The 17,950-nt window shown below is 74.0% G+C and carries 17 protein-coding genes; 8 read left to right on the top strand and 9 right to left on the bottom strand.

The genetic code is table 11. The features are described from left to right. Positions 1-21: 21 nt before the first annotated feature. Positions 22-420 (top strand): peptide-methionine (R)-S-oxide reductase MsrB, encoded by a 399-nt coding sequence (gene msrB / locus ABD091_RS13870; protein ID WP_343919408.1) that lies wholly within the window; start codon positions 22-24, stop codon positions 418-420. A gap of 10 nt (positions 421-430) precedes the next feature. Here msrB and ABD091_RS13865 read toward each other — a convergent pair whose 3' ends face one another. Then, complete coding sequence (locus tag ABD091_RS13865) at positions 431-1,558, bottom strand: response regulator transcription factor (protein ID WP_343919406.1); 1,128 nt, start codon at positions 1,556-1,558, stop codon at positions 431-433. Positions 1,559-1,696: 138 nt separating this feature from the next. On the opposite strand from ABD091_RS13865, the gene ABD091_RS13860 reads away from it, so the two are divergent. Beyond that, the gene (locus tag ABD091_RS13860; protein WP_343919404.1) at positions 1,697-4,138 is read left to right on the top strand and encodes a PIG-L family deacetylase; all 2,442 of its coding nucleotides are present in this window, start codon (positions 1,697-1,699) and stop codon (positions 4,136-4,138) included. Between the two features lie 144 nt (positions 4,139-4,282). On the opposite strand, the gene hemQ is transcribed toward ABD091_RS13860, so the two are convergent. Both hemQ and hemG read right to left on the bottom strand, forming a co-directional pair. After that, positions 4,283-4,981: a hydrogen peroxide-dependent heme synthase gene (hemQ, locus tag ABD091_RS13855; protein WP_343919402.1), complete on the bottom strand. Its 699-nt coding sequence runs from the start codon at positions 4,979-4,981 to the stop codon at positions 4,283-4,285. A 4-nt stretch (positions 4,982-4,985) separates the two neighbouring features. Then, positions 4,986-6,359 (bottom strand): protoporphyrinogen oxidase, encoded by a 1,374-nt coding sequence (gene hemG, locus ABD091_RS13850; protein WP_343919400.1) that lies wholly within the window; start codon positions 6,357-6,359, stop codon positions 4,986-4,988. A gap of 47 nt (positions 6,360-6,406) precedes the next feature. Between hemG and ABD091_RS13845 the strand changes: the two genes are divergently transcribed. Then, complete coding sequence (locus ABD091_RS13845) at positions 6,407-7,372, top strand: DUF4349 domain-containing protein (RefSeq protein ID WP_343919398.1); 966 nt, start codon at positions 6,407-6,409, stop codon at positions 7,370-7,372. Positions 7,373-7,376: 4 nt separating this feature from the next. On the opposite strand, the gene ABD091_RS13840 is transcribed toward ABD091_RS13845, so the two are convergent. From ABD091_RS13840 to ABD091_RS13825, 4 genes are read right to left on the bottom strand one after another with little or no spacing between them, the layout of a single operon-like run. Beyond that, entirely contained in the window at positions 7,377-8,732 is a 1,356-nt protein-coding gene (locus ABD091_RS13840) for an MFS transporter (RefSeq protein ID WP_343919396.1), read from the bottom strand. Further along, positions 8,729-9,355: a flavin reductase family protein gene (locus tag ABD091_RS13835; protein ID WP_343919394.1), complete on the bottom strand. Its 627-nt coding sequence runs from the start codon at positions 9,353-9,355 to the stop codon at positions 8,729-8,731. The genes ABD091_RS13840 and ABD091_RS13835 overlap by 4 nt, the downstream gene beginning before the upstream one ends. Further along, positions 9,352-9,876 (bottom strand): NAD(P)H-dependent oxidoreductase, encoded by a 525-nt coding sequence (locus ABD091_RS13830; RefSeq protein WP_343919392.1) that lies wholly within the window; start codon positions 9,874-9,876, stop codon positions 9,352-9,354. The genes ABD091_RS13835 and ABD091_RS13830 overlap by 4 nt, the downstream gene beginning before the upstream one ends. Continuing rightward, complete coding sequence (locus tag ABD091_RS13825; protein WP_343919390.1) at positions 9,873-11,039, bottom strand: LLM class flavin-dependent oxidoreductase; 1,167 nt, start codon at positions 11,037-11,039, stop codon at positions 9,873-9,875. The genes ABD091_RS13830 and ABD091_RS13825 overlap by 4 nt, the downstream gene beginning before the upstream one ends. 117 nt (positions 11,040-11,156) lie before the next feature. On the opposite strand from ABD091_RS13825, the gene ABD091_RS13820 reads away from it, so the two are divergent. Next, entirely contained in the window at positions 11,157-11,930 is a 774-nt protein-coding gene (locus ABD091_RS13820) for an NYN domain-containing protein (protein ID WP_343919388.1), read from the top strand. Between the two features lie 9 nt (positions 11,931-11,939). Here ABD091_RS13820 and hemE read toward each other — a convergent pair whose 3' ends face one another. Beyond that, a complete protein-coding gene (gene hemE, locus ABD091_RS13815; protein ID WP_343919386.1) occupies positions 11,940-12,986 on the bottom strand; it encodes a uroporphyrinogen decarboxylase in 1,047 nt (348 codons plus the stop codon). Between the two features lie 69 nt (positions 12,987-13,055). Between hemE and ABD091_RS13810 the strand changes: the two genes are divergently transcribed. Next, positions 13,056-13,673: a DUF3000 domain-containing protein gene (locus ABD091_RS13810; protein WP_343919384.1), complete on the top strand. Its 618-nt coding sequence runs from the start codon at positions 13,056-13,058 to the stop codon at positions 13,671-13,673. 6 nt (positions 13,674-13,679) lie between these two features. After that, positions 13,680-14,966 (top strand): HRDC domain-containing protein, encoded by a 1,287-nt coding sequence (locus ABD091_RS13805; RefSeq protein ID WP_343919382.1) that lies wholly within the window; start codon positions 13,680-13,682, stop codon positions 14,964-14,966. Between the two features lie 24 nt (positions 14,967-14,990). On the opposite strand, the gene ABD091_RS13800 is transcribed toward ABD091_RS13805, so the two are convergent. After that, positions 14,991-16,376, bottom strand: coding sequence for an extracellular solute-binding protein (locus ABD091_RS13800; protein ID WP_343919380.1), 1,386 nt, complete (start codon positions 16,374-16,376; stop codon positions 14,991-14,993). Positions 16,377-16,494: 118 nt separating this feature from the next. Here ABD091_RS13800 and ABD091_RS13795 point away from each other — a divergent pair, with 118 nt between their 5' ends. Then, positions 16,495-17,169 carry a hypothetical protein gene (locus tag ABD091_RS13795; protein ID WP_343919378.1) on the top strand — a complete coding sequence of 225 codons (675 nt, stop codon included), beginning with the start codon at positions 16,495-16,497 and terminating at the stop codon, positions 17,167-17,169. Positions 17,170-17,194: 25 nt separating this feature from the next. Further along, positions 17,195-17,797 (top strand): hypothetical protein, encoded by a 603-nt coding sequence (locus ABD091_RS13790; RefSeq protein WP_343919376.1) that lies wholly within the window; start codon positions 17,195-17,197, stop codon positions 17,795-17,797. Positions 17,798-17,950: the final 153 nt, after the last annotated feature.

Genomic DNA, 17,950 nt, shown 5'->3' with positions numbered 1-17,950 from the left:
ACCCCTCGGTACATTTGAGCCATGTCGTACGACGTGGAGAAGACCGACGAGCAGTGGCGCGAGGAGCTCTCGCCCGAGGAGTACGCCGTGCTCCGCCAGGCCGGCACCGAGCGTGCCTTCACCGGCGAGTACACCGACACCGAGACCACCGGCATCTACCGCTGCAAGGCCTGCCAGGCCCAGCTGTTCGAGAGTGACACCAAGTTCCACTCCGGCTGCGGCTGGCCGAGCTTCTACCAGCCGATCACGGACACGATCGAGTACCTCGAGGACAACACCCACGGCATGAAGCGGGTCGAGGTCCGGTGCGCCAACTGCGGCTCCCACCTCGGCCACGTCTTCCCGGACGGCTACGGCACCCCCACCGGTGACCGCTACTGCATCAACTCGATCAGCCTGACGCTCGAGCCCAAGGCCTGAGCCGGCCGGCTCAGCCGGCGAACCAGCCCGACGGGCTGAGCTCGGAGCCCAGCCGCGGCACGTACTGGTCGAAGTAGATCCGCGAGATCAGCTCGCGCCGGGAGCGGACGTCGGCCTTGTCGAAGACCGACTTGAGGTGGTCCTGCACGGTGTAGGTCGACACGTGGAGGGTGCCGGCGATCTCCTTGGTGTCGACGCCCTGCAGCACGAGCTGGGTGACGTCGCGCTCGCGCTGGGTGAGCCCGAACGCAGCGACGACGAGCGCCACGATCTCCGGTGGCCGCGCCTCCTCGATCGTGACCACGACGTCGCCGTCACGGTCCCCGACCGCGCTGAGCGGGGAGGCGTTCAGCACCAGCCACATCCCGCTGGTGGCGCGCACGCGGCTACGCGGGGGCGTGTCGACCTCGCCACGGGCGTAGCGCCGGGCCGCACCCACCAGGGCCGAGATGGGGGCGAGCGGGTCCCCGGACGCCTCGCCGGCCACGAGGTCGGCGAGCCTGGCCTCGGCCCCCACGCTCGTCTGCACCACCTCGTCGTGGGCGTCGACGATCAGCACGGCGGGTCCCGTGGCCGGCACCACGGGGGCGGCCTGCGCCAGCCGCGACAACATCCCCGTGCGCACGCCGCGGGCGAACCAGCCGGACAGGGTGGAGAGGAAGGCGACCTCCTCCGCAGAGAAGGTCGGGTCGTCGGGGCCGCGGAACAACGCCATGGCGCCCCAGGCCTGCGATCCGGCACGGAAGGCCAGCCGGGCCTCGTCGCCGAACCCGAACCGCGGCACCATGAACTCGTTCATGCGGGCCGACCGCGCGACGTCGCCGTGGGTCAGGTGCACGCCTCGCGCCGGGACCTCGGCGACGGCGAGCTCGGTGAACGCGGTGGGCTCGACGGCGCCGTACTCGCGCAGCCCGAACTCGTGGTCGTGGCTGTTGACGTCGCGGAGGTGGCCGTACTTCCGCGCACTCGTGAGCAGGTGGGTGCTGGGGTCGTGGGTGGCCAGGCACGCGGCCACCCACGGGGTGGCCCGACCCACTGACTCGACGGCCTCGGCCAGGAACGTGTCGAGGTCCAGCCCGGCGTGCGCCACGACCTCGACGTCACGGCGAACCCGCTCGAGGGTCAGGGCACTGGTCACGCTGCCGAGTGTGCGGCTCCCCGGTCTCGGCGACCATCCCACATTTCTGGGTGGACCAGACCACCGGACCTGCACGCCGGCAGCTCCCCGGGCCGTCGGGATGGTCGCGGCACGCCGCCGGGCCGCACCGTTCTCGTCATGACCACCACCACCGCACCGGTCGACGAGCGGGGCCGCCTGCTCCACGACGACGACCCGGCCGCCCAGGTCGCGCTGGCCACGGCCCGTCTGGAGACCGCGCTCGACGACGAGGGCCGCAGTGTCCTCGACCTCCGCACCGTCCGGGTCCTCACGCCCGCGCCCGCCGCCGTCGCAGACGTGCTCGACGTCGTCTCCGAGCGGCTCGACGCCCTCGGCTCCGAGGCATCGGTCGAGCTGGTCGAGGTCCCGTCGCTCGCGACGCCGGGCCTGGTCGCGCTCCAGCCGGTGCTCGCCGGACGCCTGCTCGTGCTCGTCGCGCACCCCGACGACGAGGCATTCGGGTGCGGATCCGTCATCGCCCACGCCGCCGCCCACGGGATGCGGACCACCGTCGTCTGTGCGACGCGGGGCGAGCTCGGCGAGCCGGCGCCCGGCAGCGGACTCACCCGCGCCGACCTGCCCGGTGCGCGCGAGCGCGAGCTCCGGGCGGCCTGCGCCCTGCTCGGCGCCGAGTCCGTCGAGGTCCTGGGCTACCTCGACTCCGGCGTCGACGGCGATCCCGCGGCCGGGTCCCTGGCGGCGGCCGACCCCGGCGACCTGCGCGACCGGCTGGCCGCCGTGATCGACCGGGTACGCCCGGACGTCGTGGTCACCCTCGACGCCAGCGACGGCCACCGCGACCACGCCGCGGTGCGTGACGCGACGCTGGCGGCCCTCGACCTGGTCGGGCACCGCCCGGGCGCGACCTACCTCTTCTGCCTGGCTCGCAGCCTGATGACCGAGTTCACGGGCAGCGACCACCTCGGCACGCCCGACGCCGACCTCACCGCCCTCGTCGACGTCGCCGACCTGCTCGACCTGCGGTGGCGGGCGATCCGCGCCCACGCCTCGCAGGTGCCGCCGTTCGACGCGATGTCACCGGCCCTGCAGCACGGCTTCCTGGCTGTCGACCGGCTGCGCCGCGTCGACCCCGTCTGGGAGGGCGGCCCGGTCGCCACCTCCTGGCTGCCACCCCACCTGACCACCGTCTCGGGAGACACCCACCACACCGAAGGAACCAGCATGACCACCACCACCTCGACCCTTCCCGCCGAGTCGCTGCGCCACCTCTGCGGAGGCGCGGTCCACCTGCCCGGCGACCCGGCGTACGACAGCGCACGGACGCCGTGGAACGTCGCCGTCGACCTGCGGCCCGCGGCCGTGGCCCTGCCCCGCGACGTCGACGACGTCGTCGCGGTGGTGCGTGCCGCGGCGGCGGCCGGGCTGCGCATCGCGCCGCAGAGCACCGGGCACGGCGCGGCGCCCATGGCCGGGACCGATCTCTCCGACGTCGTCCTGGTCAAGCTCGTCGGGCTCACCGGCGTGAGCGTCGACGCCGAGCGTCGTACCGCGCGGGTCGTCGGGGGGACCCTGTGGCAGGACGTGGTCGCGGCCACCGCGCCCCACGGACTCACCGCGCTCCACGGCAGCGCCGGGGATGTGGCGGTCGCCGGCTACGCCCTCAACGGCGGGCTGTCCTTCTACGGTCGCCGCCACGGGCTCGCGGCCAGCTCGATCCGCGCCGTCGAGGTCGTCACCGCGGCCGGCGAGCTCGTGCGTGCCGACGCCGACCACCACGCCGACCTGTTCTGGGCGCTGCGTGGCGGCGGTGGCAACTTCGGCGTCGTGGTCGCGATCGAGATCGGGCTGCTGCCGATCGCCGACGTCGTCGCCGGCATGCTGCTGTGGGACCGCGAGCGCGCGCCGGAGGTCGTCCGTGCGTGGGCGGAGTGGACCCGGGAGGTGCCGGAGTCGGTGACCACGTCGCTGCGGGTCATGAGCTTCCCGCCGCTGCCCGAGCTGCCGCCCTTCCTCAGCGGGCGTCAGCTGGTCGTGGTCGACGGCGCGCTGCTCGAGGACGACGAGCGGGCCGCCGAGCTGCTCGCCCCGCTGCGGGCGCTCGCGCCGGAGATGGACACCTTCGCGCGGATCCCGGCGGCCGACCTGCTTGCCGTCCACATGGACCCGCCGGCCCCCACACCCTCGGTCGGCGACCACTGCGTGATCGGACGGCTGGAGGAGGGCGCCGTCGAGGCGCTGCTCGCCGAGGTCGGACCCGGCACGGCGACGCCGCTGATGTTCGCGGAGCTGCGCCACCTCGGCGGGGCGCTCGGCCGCCCGGCGCAGGGCGGGGGTGCGGTCTCGTCCGTGCCCGGCGACTACGCCGTGCTCGCGCTCGCGATCGCCGCGACCCCTGAGATGGGCGCCGCGGGTGCAGCCGCGGCGCAGCGGCTCGTGGCGGCCCTCGCACCGTGGGCGGTGCCCGGCCGGGTGCTCACCTTCACCGAGCGCACGGTCGAGGACCACGCCGGTGGCCACCTCGCGGCCACCGCCCGCCTGGCCGAGCTGCGAGCCACCCACGACCCGGAGCGGCGCCTGGTCGCCTCCCACCGGGTCTGAGCCGACGCCTCCCTCGTGGACACCGACACGCCGACCGGGCGATCGCACGCCCCTGGATCCCGCCGAGCGGTCGATCCGAGGCCCCGTGAGGACCTGCGATCGCCCGGTCGGCGAGGTTCTGGGGCCTCTGACTGCCCGGTCGGCTCAGGGGAGGCGGGAGATGAGGTCCGTGGGGGCGACGCGGGGACCGGTGTAGAAGGGGATCTCCTCGCGGACGTGGCGGCGGGCGGTCGAGGAACGCAGGTGACGCATCAGGTCGACGATGCGGTGCAGCTCGTCGCACTCGAAGGCCAGGATCCACTCGTAGTCGCCGAGGGCGAACGAGGCGACCGTGTTGGCGCGCACGTCGGCGTACTCGCGGCCCATCATGCCGTGCTCGACGAGCATCTCGCGGCGCTCCTCGTCGGGCAGGAGGTACCACTCGTAGGAGCGCACGAAGGGGTAGACGCAGACGTAGCCGCGCGCCTCCTCGTCGGCCATGAACGCCGGGACGTGGCCCTTGTTGAACTCCGCGGGCCGGTGCATCGCGAGCTGGCTCCACACCGGGTCGAGCCGGCCACCGAAGGCGGTGCGCCGGAACCGGTTGTAGGCGTCCTGCACCTGCTCGGGCGTCTCGGCGTGCCACCACACCATGACGTCGGCGTCGGCGCGGAGGCCGGAGAGGTCGTAGACCCCGCGGGTCACCGTGCCGTCGGCGTCGAGCTTGCCGAGCAGGTCGTCGACCTCGGCCGCCTCGGCCGCGCGGTCGGCGTCACCGAGGACGTCGCGCAGCCGGAAGACCGACCACAGGGTGTAGCGGATCGTCGCGTTGATCTCGCGGGCGCTGGCGACCTTGTTGACCATGTCCTCATTGTGCCTGCGTGAGGGAGGCCACAGCAGTGCGGGCCGACCCGATCACCGCCGGGATCCCCACCCCGTCGTACGCCGCCCCGCAGACGGCGAGTCCCGGGACCCGGGACACGGCCGACCGGACGCGCGCCACGCGGTCGACGTGGCCGACGGCATACTGCGGCAGTCCGCCGCCCCACCGCTGGACGTGGCTGTCGACCGGGGGGGCCTCGAGCCCGACCGCCTCGCGCAGCTCGGCGAGCGAGCTGGCGACGAGCTCCTGGTCGCTGCGCTGGAGGTCGGCCTCCTCGCGGTGGCGACCCACGGAGGTCCGCAGGAGCAGCAGCCCCTCCCCGGCCGACCGCACCCAGTCCCACTTGGCGAAGGAGAAGGTGGACGCCTTGATCCGGCGCCCCTCGACCGGCGGCACCAGGAAACCGGAGCTCCCCCCGGCGTCGGCGGCGCCCGCGTCCTCGGCGCGGAACGCGTGGGTGACCACGGCCATCGACGCGCTCTCGACGGCGGCGAGCTCGGTCGCGGCGTCCGGAGCGAGGTCGGCGAGGAGTCGGGCCGTCGGCGCCGCCGGGCAGGCGAGCACGACGGCGCCGGCGAGCAGCCGTTGCGGGTCGTGGGTGGAGCCGACGGTGAGGGCGAGCCCGTGGTCGGTGCGCTCGAGGCCGCGGACCGGCCGGTCGACGCGCACCTCGAAGCCGCCCGCGGCGACCAGGGCCGCCGGCAGTCCGCCCATGCCGCCGGGGAGGCCGGCGAAGACCGGTGCGTCGCTGCGCGGCAGCCGGGCGGCGGCGTCGAGCAGCGAGCCCTGCCGGGCCAACGCGACCAGCTGCGGGGTCGTCGCCTGCGCCGAGAGCAGGCCGGCGTGGCCGGCGTAGACCCCGCCCAGGAGCGGCTCGACGAGCTGGTCGACGACCTCGGGCCCGAACCGCTCGGCCACCAGCCCGGCGACGCTGCGGTCGACGGTGAGGTCGGAGTCGGGCAGCGTCGGCTCGAGCCGGACCCGCGCGAGCGCGCTCTCGCCCAGGACCCCGGAGTCGGCGAGCTCGTCGACGTCGAGCGGGACGCCCATCAGCGTGCGCGGCAGCGGTCGGACCGACCCGTGGGTCCACAGCCCCGACCGCGTCGTCGCGGGATGGACGACCGTCAGTCCCAGCTCGGCCGCCAGGTCGATGCCCTCGGGTCGGCGCGCCAGCATCGCCTCGGCTCCGACGTCGACCCGCACCCCGCCAACCTCGCGGGTGCGGAGCTTGCCGCCGACCTCCGGCGACCCCTCGAGCACGAGCACCTCGTCGAAGCCGCCGCTCCGCGCCAGGTCGTACGCCGCCACGAGGCCGGCCACGCCGGCGCCGACGACCACCACCCGACCCGTGCTGCTCACCCTCCCAGCGTAGGGAACCGGTGGTGCCACCACGACGTCAGAGGCCCATGACCCGACGCACCCGCATCGCCGCCCTGCTCCTCACCGTGGGCCTGGCCCTGATGGCCTGCTCGTCCGGCGCGGAGGAGTCCGCGACCGGCGAGCCCGCCGCCGACGCACCCGCCGGGGCGGCCGGCGGCCGCGACGCCGTCGAGACCGAGGTCGAGGCGGCCGACGAGATGGCCTACGACGCCGACGGCGCGAACCTGTCAGTCGCGAGGGTCGCGGGCAAGGCCGTGCCCGCGGAGGACGTCGGCATGGCTCCCGCCGTCATCCAGATCGGGACGATGACTGTCCGCAGCGACGACGTCGCCGGTGCGCGGGTCGGGGTCGAGAAGGTCGTCGACGCCTACGGCGGGTCGATCGCCGACGAGAAGACGATGGCCAGCACCGAGGGCGAGGTCCGGACCTCCAAGGTGGTGCTCCGCATCCCGGCTGCCGACTTCGACGCCGCGATGCTCGACCTCGCGAAGCTGGGCGAGGTCACCGGGTCGACCCGCAAGGCCGAGGACGTCACCGGCGATGTCATCGACACCCGCGCCCGGATCCGCGCCCAGGAGCAGAGCCTCGAGCGGGTCGAGGTCCTGTTCGCGCGGGCCCAGAACATCCGCGACATCGTCGCGATCGAGGCCCAGCTCAGCCGGCGCCAGGCCGAGCTCGACTCGCTGAAGGGCCAGCTGGCCTGGCTGGAGGACCAGACGTCGATGTCGACGATCACGGTCTACCTCGAGAAGGCACCCGAGCCCGCACCCGTCCCGAAGCAGACGGACGACGACAACGCGTTCGTCGGCGGAGTGAAGGCCGGGTGGGACGCGTTGAGCGAGGTCGGCGCCGGGCTCGCCACCGTCACCGGCGCGGTGCTGCCCTTCGCCCTCGTCGCCCTGCTCCTCGGCCTCCCGGCCGCGCTGGTGCTGCGGCGCTGGCTCGCCGCCCACCCGCTGCGGCGGCCGGCCGCCGAGGTCGACGTGTCCTGACCGGTCAGGCCGGAACCTCCTCCCGGTCGGGGACGGCCGCGTCGGACCGGCCCACGGTGTCGAGGTCGATGCCCCGGGTCTCGGGCAGGAACCGCGCCGAGAGCAGCGAGATCGCGGCGACCGCGACGTTGTAGCCCGCGACCCACCACAGCGTGCCGTCGCCGAGGGTCACCAGCCAGGCCGCGATCAGCGGCGTGAGGCCGGAGGCGACCACCCCGGAGACCTGGTAGAGCGTGCTGAGGGCGGTGTAGCGGTAGCGGGTCTCGAAGAGCTCGGACCAGAAGGCCGCGAGCGGGCCGTAGACGAGGCCGTAGACGAGACCGAGGCCGAGAACGAGCGCGGCGGAGATCAGCGCCCGGCTCTCGCTCTGCGCCATGGCGGCGACCGGGAAGGCCAGCAGCAGGCCGAGCCACGCGCCGGCGCGATAGACGGGCTTGCGCCCCACCCGGTCGGACAGGGCTCCCGACAGGGGGACCAGCACCGTGCCGACCGTGGCGCCGACCATGATCCCCGTGAGCGCCCAGCTGCGCGGCAGCTCGAGGTTGGTGACGACGTAGGCGAGCAGGTAGACGGAGAACAGGTTGAAGGTGAAGCCCTCGATGAAGCGGGTGCCCATGCCGAGCAGCAGCGGCTTCGGCTGGCGACGGACGAGGTCCTTCAGCGGCAGTCGCGAGACCTCGCGCTGCTCCTGCACCTTCGCGAACGCCGGGGTCTCCATCACCGACAGCCGGATGTAGGCGCCGATGCCGAGGAGCACGATGCTGACCAGGAAGCAGGCGCGCCAGCCCCAGGCGAGGAAGGCCTCGTCGGGCAGCAGGCCGGCGACCGAGAAGGCGATCGCGGCCAGCAGCAGCCCGCCGGGGACGCCGATGTGGGCGAAGCTGCCGAGGAAGCCCCGCTGCTTCGCCGGTGCGTACTCGACGGCGAGCAGCACGGCGCCGCCGTACTCGCCACCGACGCCGATGCCCTGCAGCACCCGCAGCACCACCAGCGCGATCGGCGCCCAGACCCCGATCTGGTCGTAGGTCGGCAGCAGCCCGATCAGCGCGGTGCCGATGCCCATGATGAGCAGGGTGAGCAGCAGCATCTGCTTGCGCCCGATCCGGTCGCCGAAGTGGCCGAAGATGATGCCACCGACGGGCCGGGCGAAGAACCCGACCGCGAACGTCACGAAGGCGGCGAACTGGGCGGCCGGTCCGTCGAGGCCGTTGAAGTAGAGCTTGTCGAAGACGACGGCCGCGGCGGTGCCGTAGAGGAAGAAGTCGTACCACTCGATGGTGGCTCCGACCGACGCCGCGACCGCGACCCGGCGCGGGGAGGGCGGCGCGTCGTCGGCGGACTTCACGCGGTGGCGGCTCACGCGGCGTCCACCTCGCGGCCCTCACGGTCCTCGCGGCTGTCGGCGCCGCTCCCGTCGTCGTCGGAGGAGGGGACCGGCTCGCCGTTGATCCGGCCGCCGAGGCGGGTGGGGTCGAGGTCGTCGCGGTGGAGCCGCTGGAAGCCGCTGCGGTGGAAGACCAGCGGTTGCCGGTGGCCCTCGACGTGGAGGTCCTCGATCGCGAGCAGCACGACTAGGTGGTCGCCGGCCTCGATCTCGTCGTGGACGGTGCAGGTGAACTGGGCGACCGCCTCGTCGAGCAGCACCGCACCGCCGCAGGTGGTGTGGACCGCGAGGTCGTCGAACCGCTCGTCGGCCGGCCCCGCGAGCTGACGGCACAGCGCGTCGTGGTGGTCGGCCAGGACGCTGACGCCGATCTGGCCGGCCTCGCGGAGCGCGGGCCAGGTGTTGCTGCTCGTCGCGACCGAGACCGACAGCAGCGGCGGGTCGATCGAGACGGAGGTGAACGAGCTGGCGGCGATGCCGACCAGCCGGCCCTGCACGCGGCCGGCGACGGCGACCACCCCGCTGGGGTAGGTGCCGAATGCGTCGCGCAGGGCGCGGGCGTCCAGGTCGTGGGGACGGTCGTGGGTCGGGGTGGTCATGCGGGGACTCCTGTCGGTCGGGGGAGGTGGTCGAGGAGGGTGCGGACGACGGGCACGGCCTCGTCGAGCCACGCGTCGTACGCCGCCGGGTCGTCGTGCTGGCGGTCGAGGACGTAGAGCCCCCGGACCGGGACCAGCGCGCGCAGCTCGGCGAGCACGGGCCGCAGCGCGAGCTCGGGCGCCAGCGCGTGGCCGGGGCCGCCGCCGAGCATCAGCGGGACGACGACGCCGGTGAGGTCGCCCGGGGCGAACCGGTCGAGGAACAGCTTGAGCAGGCCGGTGATGCTGCCCTTGTAGGTCGGGCTCGCGACCACGACCAGGTCGGCCGCGGCCACCTCCTCGACCACGCGGCCCACCTCGGGGTCGGACCAGTCGAGCAGCCCGGCCCCGAGCGTCGCGAGGTCGACGACGAGCGCGTCGACGTCACCGGTCAGCCGCCGCGCGACGTAGGACGCCGCCTCGAGCGTGCGGCTCGCCGGCTTCGGGTTGCCGACGACGACCGCGGTCCGGAGGGCACTCACGAGGCCGCCGTGCCGACGGCGCCGAAGGGCACCGCGCTGGTCGTGCGCCGCTCGGGGCGCGGGTCCTTCCAGAGGCCGCGGTCGGCCAGGATCGGCAGCACGCCCTCGCCGAAGGTGTAGGCGCCCTCGAGGTGCGGGTAGGCGGAGAGCACGAACTCCTCGATCCCGACGGCGGCGTACTGCTCGACGAGGTCGGCGACCTCCTCGTGGCTGCCGACCATCGCGGTGCCGGCGCCGCCCCGGACCAGGCCGACACCGGCCCACAGGTGGGGGTGGATCACGAGGGAGTCCTTCGAGCCGCCGTTGAGGTCGAGCATCCGGCGCTGGCCCTCCGACTCGCTCTTGCGCAGGCCCGCCTGGACCTGGGCGATCGTCTCCTCGTCGACGCCGGCGAGCAGCCGGTCGGCCTCGGCCCACGCCTCCTCGGCGGTGTCGCGGGTGATGGTGTGGAGCCGGATGCCGAAGCGCATCGGCCGGCCGTCGCGGGTGGGCTCCTCGGCGACGAGGCCGCGGATCCACTCGACCTTCTCGGCGACCGCGGCCGGCGGCTCGCCCCAGGTCAGGTAGACGTCGGCGTGCTTCGCCGCGACGGCGCCCGCGGCGGGCGAGGAGCCGCCGAAGTAGAGGTCGGGGACCGGGTCGGGGACCTGGTCGAGCCGGGCCGCCTCGACCTGCAGGTGCTCGCCCTCGAAGTCGACGGTCTCGCCCGACCAGAGCCGGCGCACGATGGTCAGGAACTCGTCGCAGCGGGCGTAGCGGGCCTCCTTGTCGAGGAAGTCGCCGAACATCCGCTGCTCGTGCGACTCGCCGCCGGTGACGACGTTGAGCAGCAGCCGGCCGCCGCTGAGGTTCTGGAAGGTGCCGGCCATCTGGGCGGCGAGGTAGGGCGAGACCAGCCCGGGCCGGAAGGCGACGAGGAACTTCAGCCGGTCGCTGACCTGGCTGAGCATCGCGGTCGTCAGCCAGGCGTCCTCGCACCAGGCGCCGGCCGGCGTCAGCGCGGCCTCGAACCCGGACTGCGCGGCGGCGCGCGCGACCTGTCCGAGGTAGGGAACGTCGGCGGGGCGCGACGAGGCGCCGGGGTTGACGCCGTGGCCGCCGCCGACGACGTGGCGGCCGTCGCCGCCGTTGCTCGGCAGGAACCAGTGGAAGGTGAGGGTCATGGCGGTGCTCCTGGGGGTGGTCGGGTCAGGGGCTCGGTCCATTCGACATTAACTCAACTTGTTTACTACAGATTAGTCGGGGTCGGGTCCGGCGCGTCGTCTCCTAGGGTGGGCGCCGTGGAGACCGATTCCAGTGCCGTCCGGATCGCCGTGCTCATCGACGCCGACAACACCAGCCCGAAGTACGCCGAGGCGATCCTCGACGAGCTGGCGAAGTACGGCACGCCCACGATCAAGCGGGCATACGGTGACTTCTCGTCGTCACGACTCGGCGGCTGGACCCGCGAGCTCAACGCCCGGGCGATCCGGGCGATGCACCAGAACGCCTACACCACCGGCAAGAACTCGACGGACTCCGCGCTCATCATCGACGCGATGGACCTGCTCTACGCCGGCAACGTCGAGGCCTTCGCGATCGTCAGCAGCGACAGCGACTTCACCAGCCTGGCCCTCCGCCTGCGCGAGTCCGGGAAGGTCGTCTACGGCCTGGGCCGGCAGAAGACGCCAGTGTCGCTGCAGAACGCCTGCGACCGCTTCATCCAGCTCGAGGTCCTCGGCACCGACGCCAGCCGCGAGGAGGAGCCGGAGGCGGAGGACGAGTCGGAGGCCACCGAGTCCGCGCCGCAGCTCAACCTGCAGAGCGTGCTGACCAAGGCCGTCAACGCGACGGCGGAGGACGACGGCTGGGCCGCCCTCTCGGCGATCGGCAGCCACCTCGCACGCAGCCACCCCTCCTTCGACCCGCGGACCTTCGGCCACGGCAAGCTCAGCTCGCTCGTCTCCGACCAGCCCTGGCTCGAGACCCGTACCGTCGGCACCCACCTCGAGGTCGGCCTCAAGGGCGCCGCGAAGAAGGCTCCCGCCAAGAAGGCGGCCCGCAAGAAGGGCTGAGCCGGCGGCTCAGCCTCGACCGGAGTGCTCGTGGACGAAGTCGGTGAGGCGGGCGAGCTGGTCGGGGTCGGTGGCGGGGATGACGCCGTGGCCGAGGTTGAAGACGTGGCCCTTCGCGGCGCGGCCGGCGTCGAGCACCTCGGCGGCGCGGGCGAGCATCACGTCGGTGGGGGCGAAGACCAGCGTCGGGTCGAGGTTGCCCTGGACGACGCGGTCGCCGACCAGCGGCAGCGCGTCGGCCAGCGGCGTACGCCAGTCGACGCCGACGACGTCGGCGCCGGCCTCGCCCATCATCGCCAGCAGGTTGGTGGTGCCGACCCCGAAGTGGATGCGGGGCACGCCGAGCCCGCCGGCGCGCGCCAGCACCCGCGCGGAGTGGGGCATGACCAGGTCGCGGTAGTCGGCCGGCGTCAGCGCGCCGGCCCAGGAGTCGAACAGCTGCACGGCCGAGGCGCCGGCGGCGACCTGCACCTCGAGATAGGCGGCAGAGATGTCGGCGATCTTGCGCATCAGCGCGTCCCACACGTCGGGAGCGCCGAACATCATCGCCTTGGTCAGCGCGTGGTCCTTCGACGGCCCGCCCTCGACGAGGTAGGACGCCACCGTGAACGGCGCCCCCGCGAAGCCGATCAGCGGGGTCGCCCCGAGCTCGGAGACCAGGGAGCCGACCGCCTCGGTGATGAACGGGACGTGGCCCGGCTCGAGGTCGGGGATCGCCGCGACGTCCTCGAGGGTCCTCACCGGCTGCGCGACGACCGGCCCGACGCCGGGCTTGATGTCGAGGTCGACCCCGACGGCCTTCAGCGGCAGCACGATGTCGGAGAAGAAGATCGCGGCGTCGACGCCGTAGCGCCGGACCGGCTGGAGGGTGATCTCGGTGACCAGCGCGGGGTCCATGCAGGCGTCGAGCATCGCGACGCCCTCGCGGATCGCGCGGTACTCCGGCAGCGAACGGCCTGCCTGGCGCATGAACCAGACCGGGGTGTGGGGCACGGGCTCGCCGCGCGCCGCCAGCAGGAACGGGCTCTCGGACAGCCCGGGCGCAGGGTGGTGCATGGTCCAAGCCTCGCAGGTCACCCGGCGTGTTCCCACATCGTCACCGGGGAGGCGACCTACGCTGGCCCCATGGTCGTCCGGCAGGAGGCGCACCCGGGATCAGGTGCGGGCGGAGCGCCGCCCGAGTTCGGCGCGGCGGTCACCGCCATGCGCGCCGCGCCCCTGCGCCCCGAGGTCTTCTGCGAGGAGATGCCGGCGCCCCAGCGGATCGCCCCCCACTCCTTCGCGCTCAGTGCCGACGTCACGGTCGACGGCACCGACGTGGCGACCGGTCGGCTGATCCTGCTCCACGACCCGGCTGGCAACGACGCCTGGGACGGCACCTTCCGCTGCGTCGCCTACGCCCGGGCGGAGATCGAGCTCGACATGATCACCGACCCGATGCTCGCCGAGGTCGGTTGGTCGTGGCTGCTCGAGGCCCTCGGCACCCACGGCGCCGACCACGCCGCCGCCTCCGGCACGGTGACCCGGGTCGCCACCGACAGCTTCGGCGGGATGGCCGAGGACGACGGCACCGCCCAGATCGAGGTGCGGGCCTCCTGGACCCCCACGGGCGAGCCCGCCGACCTGGGACGCCACGTCGAGGCGTGGGGCGAGCTGATGTGCACCGCCGCCGGTCTTCCTCCCGTTCCCGCCGGCGTGACGGCCATGCCGAGTCGGCGCGGCCAACGGGGTCAGGGACACTGACCCTCGATGACCGACCCGAACACCCCTGACCCCGACACCCCCGAGGGCACCGAGCCCACCGAACCGCCACCGCCGCCCGCTCCGCTGCTGCGGTTGAGCGAGCCGCTGCCCGCCGTCGTCGACTCCGACGCCGCGCTCGCCGAGACCTGCGCGGCGATCGCCGCCGGCACCGGGCCCGTCGCGATCGACGCCGAGCGCGCCTCCGGCTATCGCTACTCCTCGCGGGCCTACCTGATCCAGCTGCGCCGCGAGGGCTCCGGCACCCACCTCGTCGACCCGATCGCGTTCGCGTCGATGGACCCGCTCCAGGAGGCGATCGGCGACGCGGAGTGGCTCCTCCACGCCGCCACCCAGGACCTGCCCTGCCTCCGCGAGGTCGGGCTCTCCCCCACCGCCCTCTTCGACACCGAGCTCGCGGGCCGGCTGCTCGGCCACCCCCGGGTCGGCCTCGCCGCCCTCGTCGAGTCGCAGCTCGGCCAGCGGATGGCCAAGGAGCACTCCGCCGTCGACTGGTCGACCCGTCCGCTGCCCACCCCCTGGCTGGAGTACGCCGCGCTCGACGTCGAGCCGCTGGTCGAGCTCCGCACCCTGCTCGGCGAGCAGCTCGAGGAGAGCGGCAAGGCGGGCTGGGCGGACGAGGAGTTCGACGCGCTGCGCAGCTTCGAGCCCACCCCGCGGATCGACGCGTGGCGGCGTACGTCGGGCGTCCACCGGGTGCGCGGCCGTCGGGGCCTCGGCGCCGTGCGAGCCCTCTGGGAGACCCGTGACGCGATCGCGCAGGAGCGCGACGTGACCCCGGGCCGGATCCTGCCCGACTCCGCCATCGTCGCGGCCGCCTCGGCGATGCCGACGACTCGACGCGACCTGCTCTCGACCGCCGGGTTCCACGGCCGCGGCGCGGAGCGCTACGCCTCCCGCTGGGTGGCCGCCCTCACCGAGGTGGCCGAGATGGCCGAGGAGGAGCTGCCGACACGGGCCCCCCGGGGCGACGGTCCCCCGCTGCCGCGCACGTGGGCCGACCGCGACCCGGTCGCCGCCCGCCGGCTGGAGATCGCCAAGCCGGCGCTGTCCGCGCTGGCGGAGCAGCACACCCTCCCGACCGAGAACCTGCTGACGCCCGACTACGCCCGCCGGATCCTCTGGGCACCACCGGCGACGCGCGACCCGCAGGCGCTCGAGGTCGGCATCGACGAGCGGCTCGCCGAGCTCGGCGCCCGCTCGTGGCAGCGCCGGCTCACCGTGCCGGTGCTGGTCGAGGCGGTCGTGTCCGCGGAGGCCGAGGCCCGCGACTGACCCGGGACGGGCCGCTCGGGCCCGTCAGGGACTCTCGGTCCCCGTCGGCGACTCGCTCTGCTCCTCGGCCAGCCCCTCGGGGTCCAAGATGGTGCGCGACTCCTCGTCGATCTCGGTCGCCAGCGCCTCGAGGTCGGTCAGGACCGGCGCGAGGAGCAGCTCCTCGAGCTCGTCGGCGACGGTCAGCTCGAGCTCGGGCTCGTCGTCGAGCAACGGCGGGAGCACGATCGTGCGGATCGCGTTGGTGAAGACCTGGCCGTGGTCGGGAGCCCGGCCCGGCTGGATGAAGTCGGAGGAGTAGGCGACCTCGAGGTTGGCCGGGACCAGGTAGCCCTCGCTGGCGACCCGGCGCACGGACACCGCGGAGGCCATGTGGACCAGGAAGTCGGCGGCGGCTGCCGTGTTGCGGGTCTCCGCCGAGACGCACATGCCGGTCAGCTCCCCGACCGTGGCGTTGCGCTCGACCGACGGCATCTGGATCACGTCGAACTGGAGGCCGGGCACGTCGCGCAACCGGGGCACCAGCGAGCGGTAGCCCGGCATCATCGCGAGCTTTCCGCGCTCGAACCACTCGACGGCGCTGCGACGCTCGAGCTGGGCCGGGGTCAGGGTCAGGCGCGGGTCGCGCAGCACCGGCAGCACCGTCTCGAGGGCCGCCAGGGTGCTGTCGTCGGAGAAGGTCAGCCGGGTCGGCTCGGTGGAGCTGTCGAAGAGCTGGCCGTCGGCTGAGTAGATCCACGGCGCCAGACCCTCGAGCGAGGGGTCGACGTAGAGCCCCTTGGTGTTGCGCCCGGGACGGCTCGCGAACTCGGCCGCCGCGGAGAACTGGGCGAAGTTCCACGACAGCCCCTCCTCCGCCGGCGCCGAGAGCCCGCGGCGCACCATCGCGTCGAAGTCGACGAGCTCGGTGTTGTAGAACATCACCATCGGCGAGATCCCGACCGGCATGCACTGCAGCCGGCTCTCGGAGCTGAAGGCGAGCACCGAGTCTCGGGAGTAGAGGTCGCCGAAGTCGACGCCGCGCTCGAGCAGCAGCTGGTCGACCGGCTGGAGCACCTGCCGGTCCTCGAGCCACTTCAGGTCGCGCCCGGAGGCGAGGAAGACGTCGGGGACCTCACCGCTCTCCCGCATCGTGCCCATGAACTCCTGGCGCGAGGAGTAGGACACGACCTCCATCTCGGCGTCGTCGTAGAGCGAGTTGTAGACCGACACCAGCGACCGGTAGGCGTCGACCTCGGGTGCCGGGCCGAAGGCGGCAAAGGTCAGCGTGCGGTCGACCGCCGTCCGGGGTGGCTCGTCGCGGGGCGGGACCGCGCCCTCGTCGGCCTCGCAGCCGGCGACCAGGCTCGCAGCGAGCACCAGGGCGAGCACCCCGGCACCCGTCGAGCCGAACCTGTGACGTGCGCGCACGCTCTCGTTTCCCTCCACCCGTGTGACGACCGACCCAGAGGATACCGATCGGTACCCACCGGCCGACGCGCCGTTTCGCCACCACGGCAGCGAACGTGATCCTCCCTACGCTGGTCGCATGACCCCCCGGACGCTGCGCCGCGCCGTCAGCCTCGTGCTGGCGGGCGCCCTCGCCCTGACCGTGACCGCGTGCGGCAGCGGTGACGACGGTGCCCCGGCCTCGGCCCGCGACCGAGGTGGCGACGTACGCCGCTCGCCGGACGCCTCGCCGAGCCCGACCCCCCGACCGGAGGAGCCCGGGGAGCTCGGGGCCCCGGCGAAGCAGCGCCCCTCCGGCGACCGCACCAAGGTCGCGCAGGCCCCCGTGCGGCCGCGCGGCAACGCCCTGACGGTCCGGGCGACCGGTGCCGACGCCCACCTCGTGACTCCCTCCGCCCTCGGCCGCCGTTGGCGGGAGCGCTCGACCGCCGACGAGGGCAGCCGGGTGATGAGCCCCTGCCACGCGGCCACGTTCCACGACGTCGGTGCCGACCGGGTCCGGTTGCGCGACTTCGGCGGACCGGGCGAGGCGGTCCAGGCCGCCGCCCGCTTCGTCGACCACCGCTCGGCGCTGCGGATCGAGCGCGTCGTCCGGGCGTGGGAGCGCGGTTGCGCCGCCGACCTCGACGACCGCGACGCCGCTCTCGGCGTCGTGCGCCACGGACGCTGGCTGGCCGTCGTGGAGGTCGCCGACGTCGCGCGCCCCGATCGTCAGGTGCGGCGCGCCCTCGACGCCGCGGCTGCGACGTTCTGACCCGCCCGCGCGTAGCCTCGGGCGGGTGAGCGAAGGCAACCGGCGTCACCACCGCCCGATGCTCCCGGGCGACCGCACCATCGAGGCGGCCAGCGGCAGCGTCGACCCCGCGGAGCTCGCCGAGGCGGCCGACCGGGCAGCGACCCTGTTGGTGCGCGGGGCTCGCGACAGCCACGACGGCGCAATCGCCGACCGGCTGCTCCACCTCGCCGACACCGAGGGCATCGAGACCATCGCCGAGGTCTGGTCGAGCGCGCCGGGCGACTCGCTGGCCGGCTGCCTGTGGCGGCTCTACCTGCTCCGCTCGTGGGTCTACGCCGACCCGTCGGGGGTGGCCCGCCAGTTCGAGGCCGGCCGCGCGCAGGCTCCGGTGGCGCGGGTCGTCGCCGGGGTGGCCGACCCGCCGGGACCGGAGGAGCTCAAGGCGATGATCGACCAGGTGCTGCGCGGCATCGCCGAGGGCGAGTTCGCCGACGTGCTGCTGCGGGCCGCCGCCTTCGCCCGGGTCGTCGCGACCGGCCGCGCCGCGGACCCGGCCGTCGGACAGGACCAGGTCACCCGGATGCTCACCCTGGCCGAGCAGCTCGAGACCTCCGGACACGCCGAACTCCGCCACGGACTGGCTTGATCGGGTCCTACAATGGTCGTCGTGTGCCGGGCCGCGGCAGCCCCGGGTCCCAACATCAGCCGCTACGAGCGGCCACGCGCCGTGAGGCGCTCCCGGTCCGGCACACACCTACTCCGGCCCCTGGGCTCGTCGTACCCGACCTGAGCGTCGAGG

The sequence above is a fragment of the Nocardioides aestuarii genome, from assembly GCF_039527245.1.
GTDB lineage: Bacteria > Actinomycetota > Actinomycetes > Propionibacteriales > Nocardioidaceae > Nocardioides > Nocardioides aestuarii.
The sequence above is the reverse complement of the archived record's forward strand: the minus strand, read 5'-3'. Positions and strand labels throughout refer to the sequence as shown.

Bases quoted from the DNA above. Each gene is read 5' to 3' on its own strand.
- ABD091_RS13795 (WP_343919378.1), top strand. From the start codon at position 16,495: ATGACCCCCCGGACGCTGCGCCGCGCCGTCAGCCTCGTGCTGGCGGGC.
- ABD091_RS13805 (WP_343919382.1), top strand. From the start codon at position 13,680: ATGACCGACCCGAACACCCCTGACCCCGACACCCCCGAGGGCACCGAG.
- ABD091_RS13825 (WP_343919390.1), bottom strand. From the start codon at position 11,039: ATGACCCTCACCTTCCACTGGTTCCTGCCGAGCAACGGCGGCGACGGC.
- hemQ (WP_343919402.1), bottom strand. From the start codon at position 4,981: ATGGTCAACAAGGTCGCCAGCGCCCGCGAGATCAACGCGACGATCCGC.
- ABD091_RS13810 (WP_343919384.1), top strand. From the start codon at position 13,056: ATGGTCGTCCGGCAGGAGGCGCACCCGGGATCAGGTGCGGGCGGAGCG.
- hemE (WP_343919386.1), bottom strand. From the start codon at position 12,986: ATGCACCACCCTGCGCCCGGGCTGTCCGAGAGCCCGTTCCTGCTGGCG.
- ABD091_RS13860 (WP_343919404.1), top strand. From the start codon at position 1,697: ATGACCACCACCACCGCACCGGTCGACGAGCGGGGCCGCCTGCTCCAC.
- msrB (WP_343919408.1), top strand. From the start codon at position 22: ATGTCGTACGACGTGGAGAAGACCGACGAGCAGTGGCGCGAGGAGCTC.
- ABD091_RS13845 (WP_343919398.1), top strand. From the start codon at position 6,407: ATGACCCGACGCACCCGCATCGCCGCCCTGCTCCTCACCGTGGGCCTG.
- ABD091_RS13835 (WP_343919394.1), bottom strand. From the start codon at position 9,355: ATGACCACCCCGACCCACGACCGTCCCCACGACCTGGACGCCCGCGCC.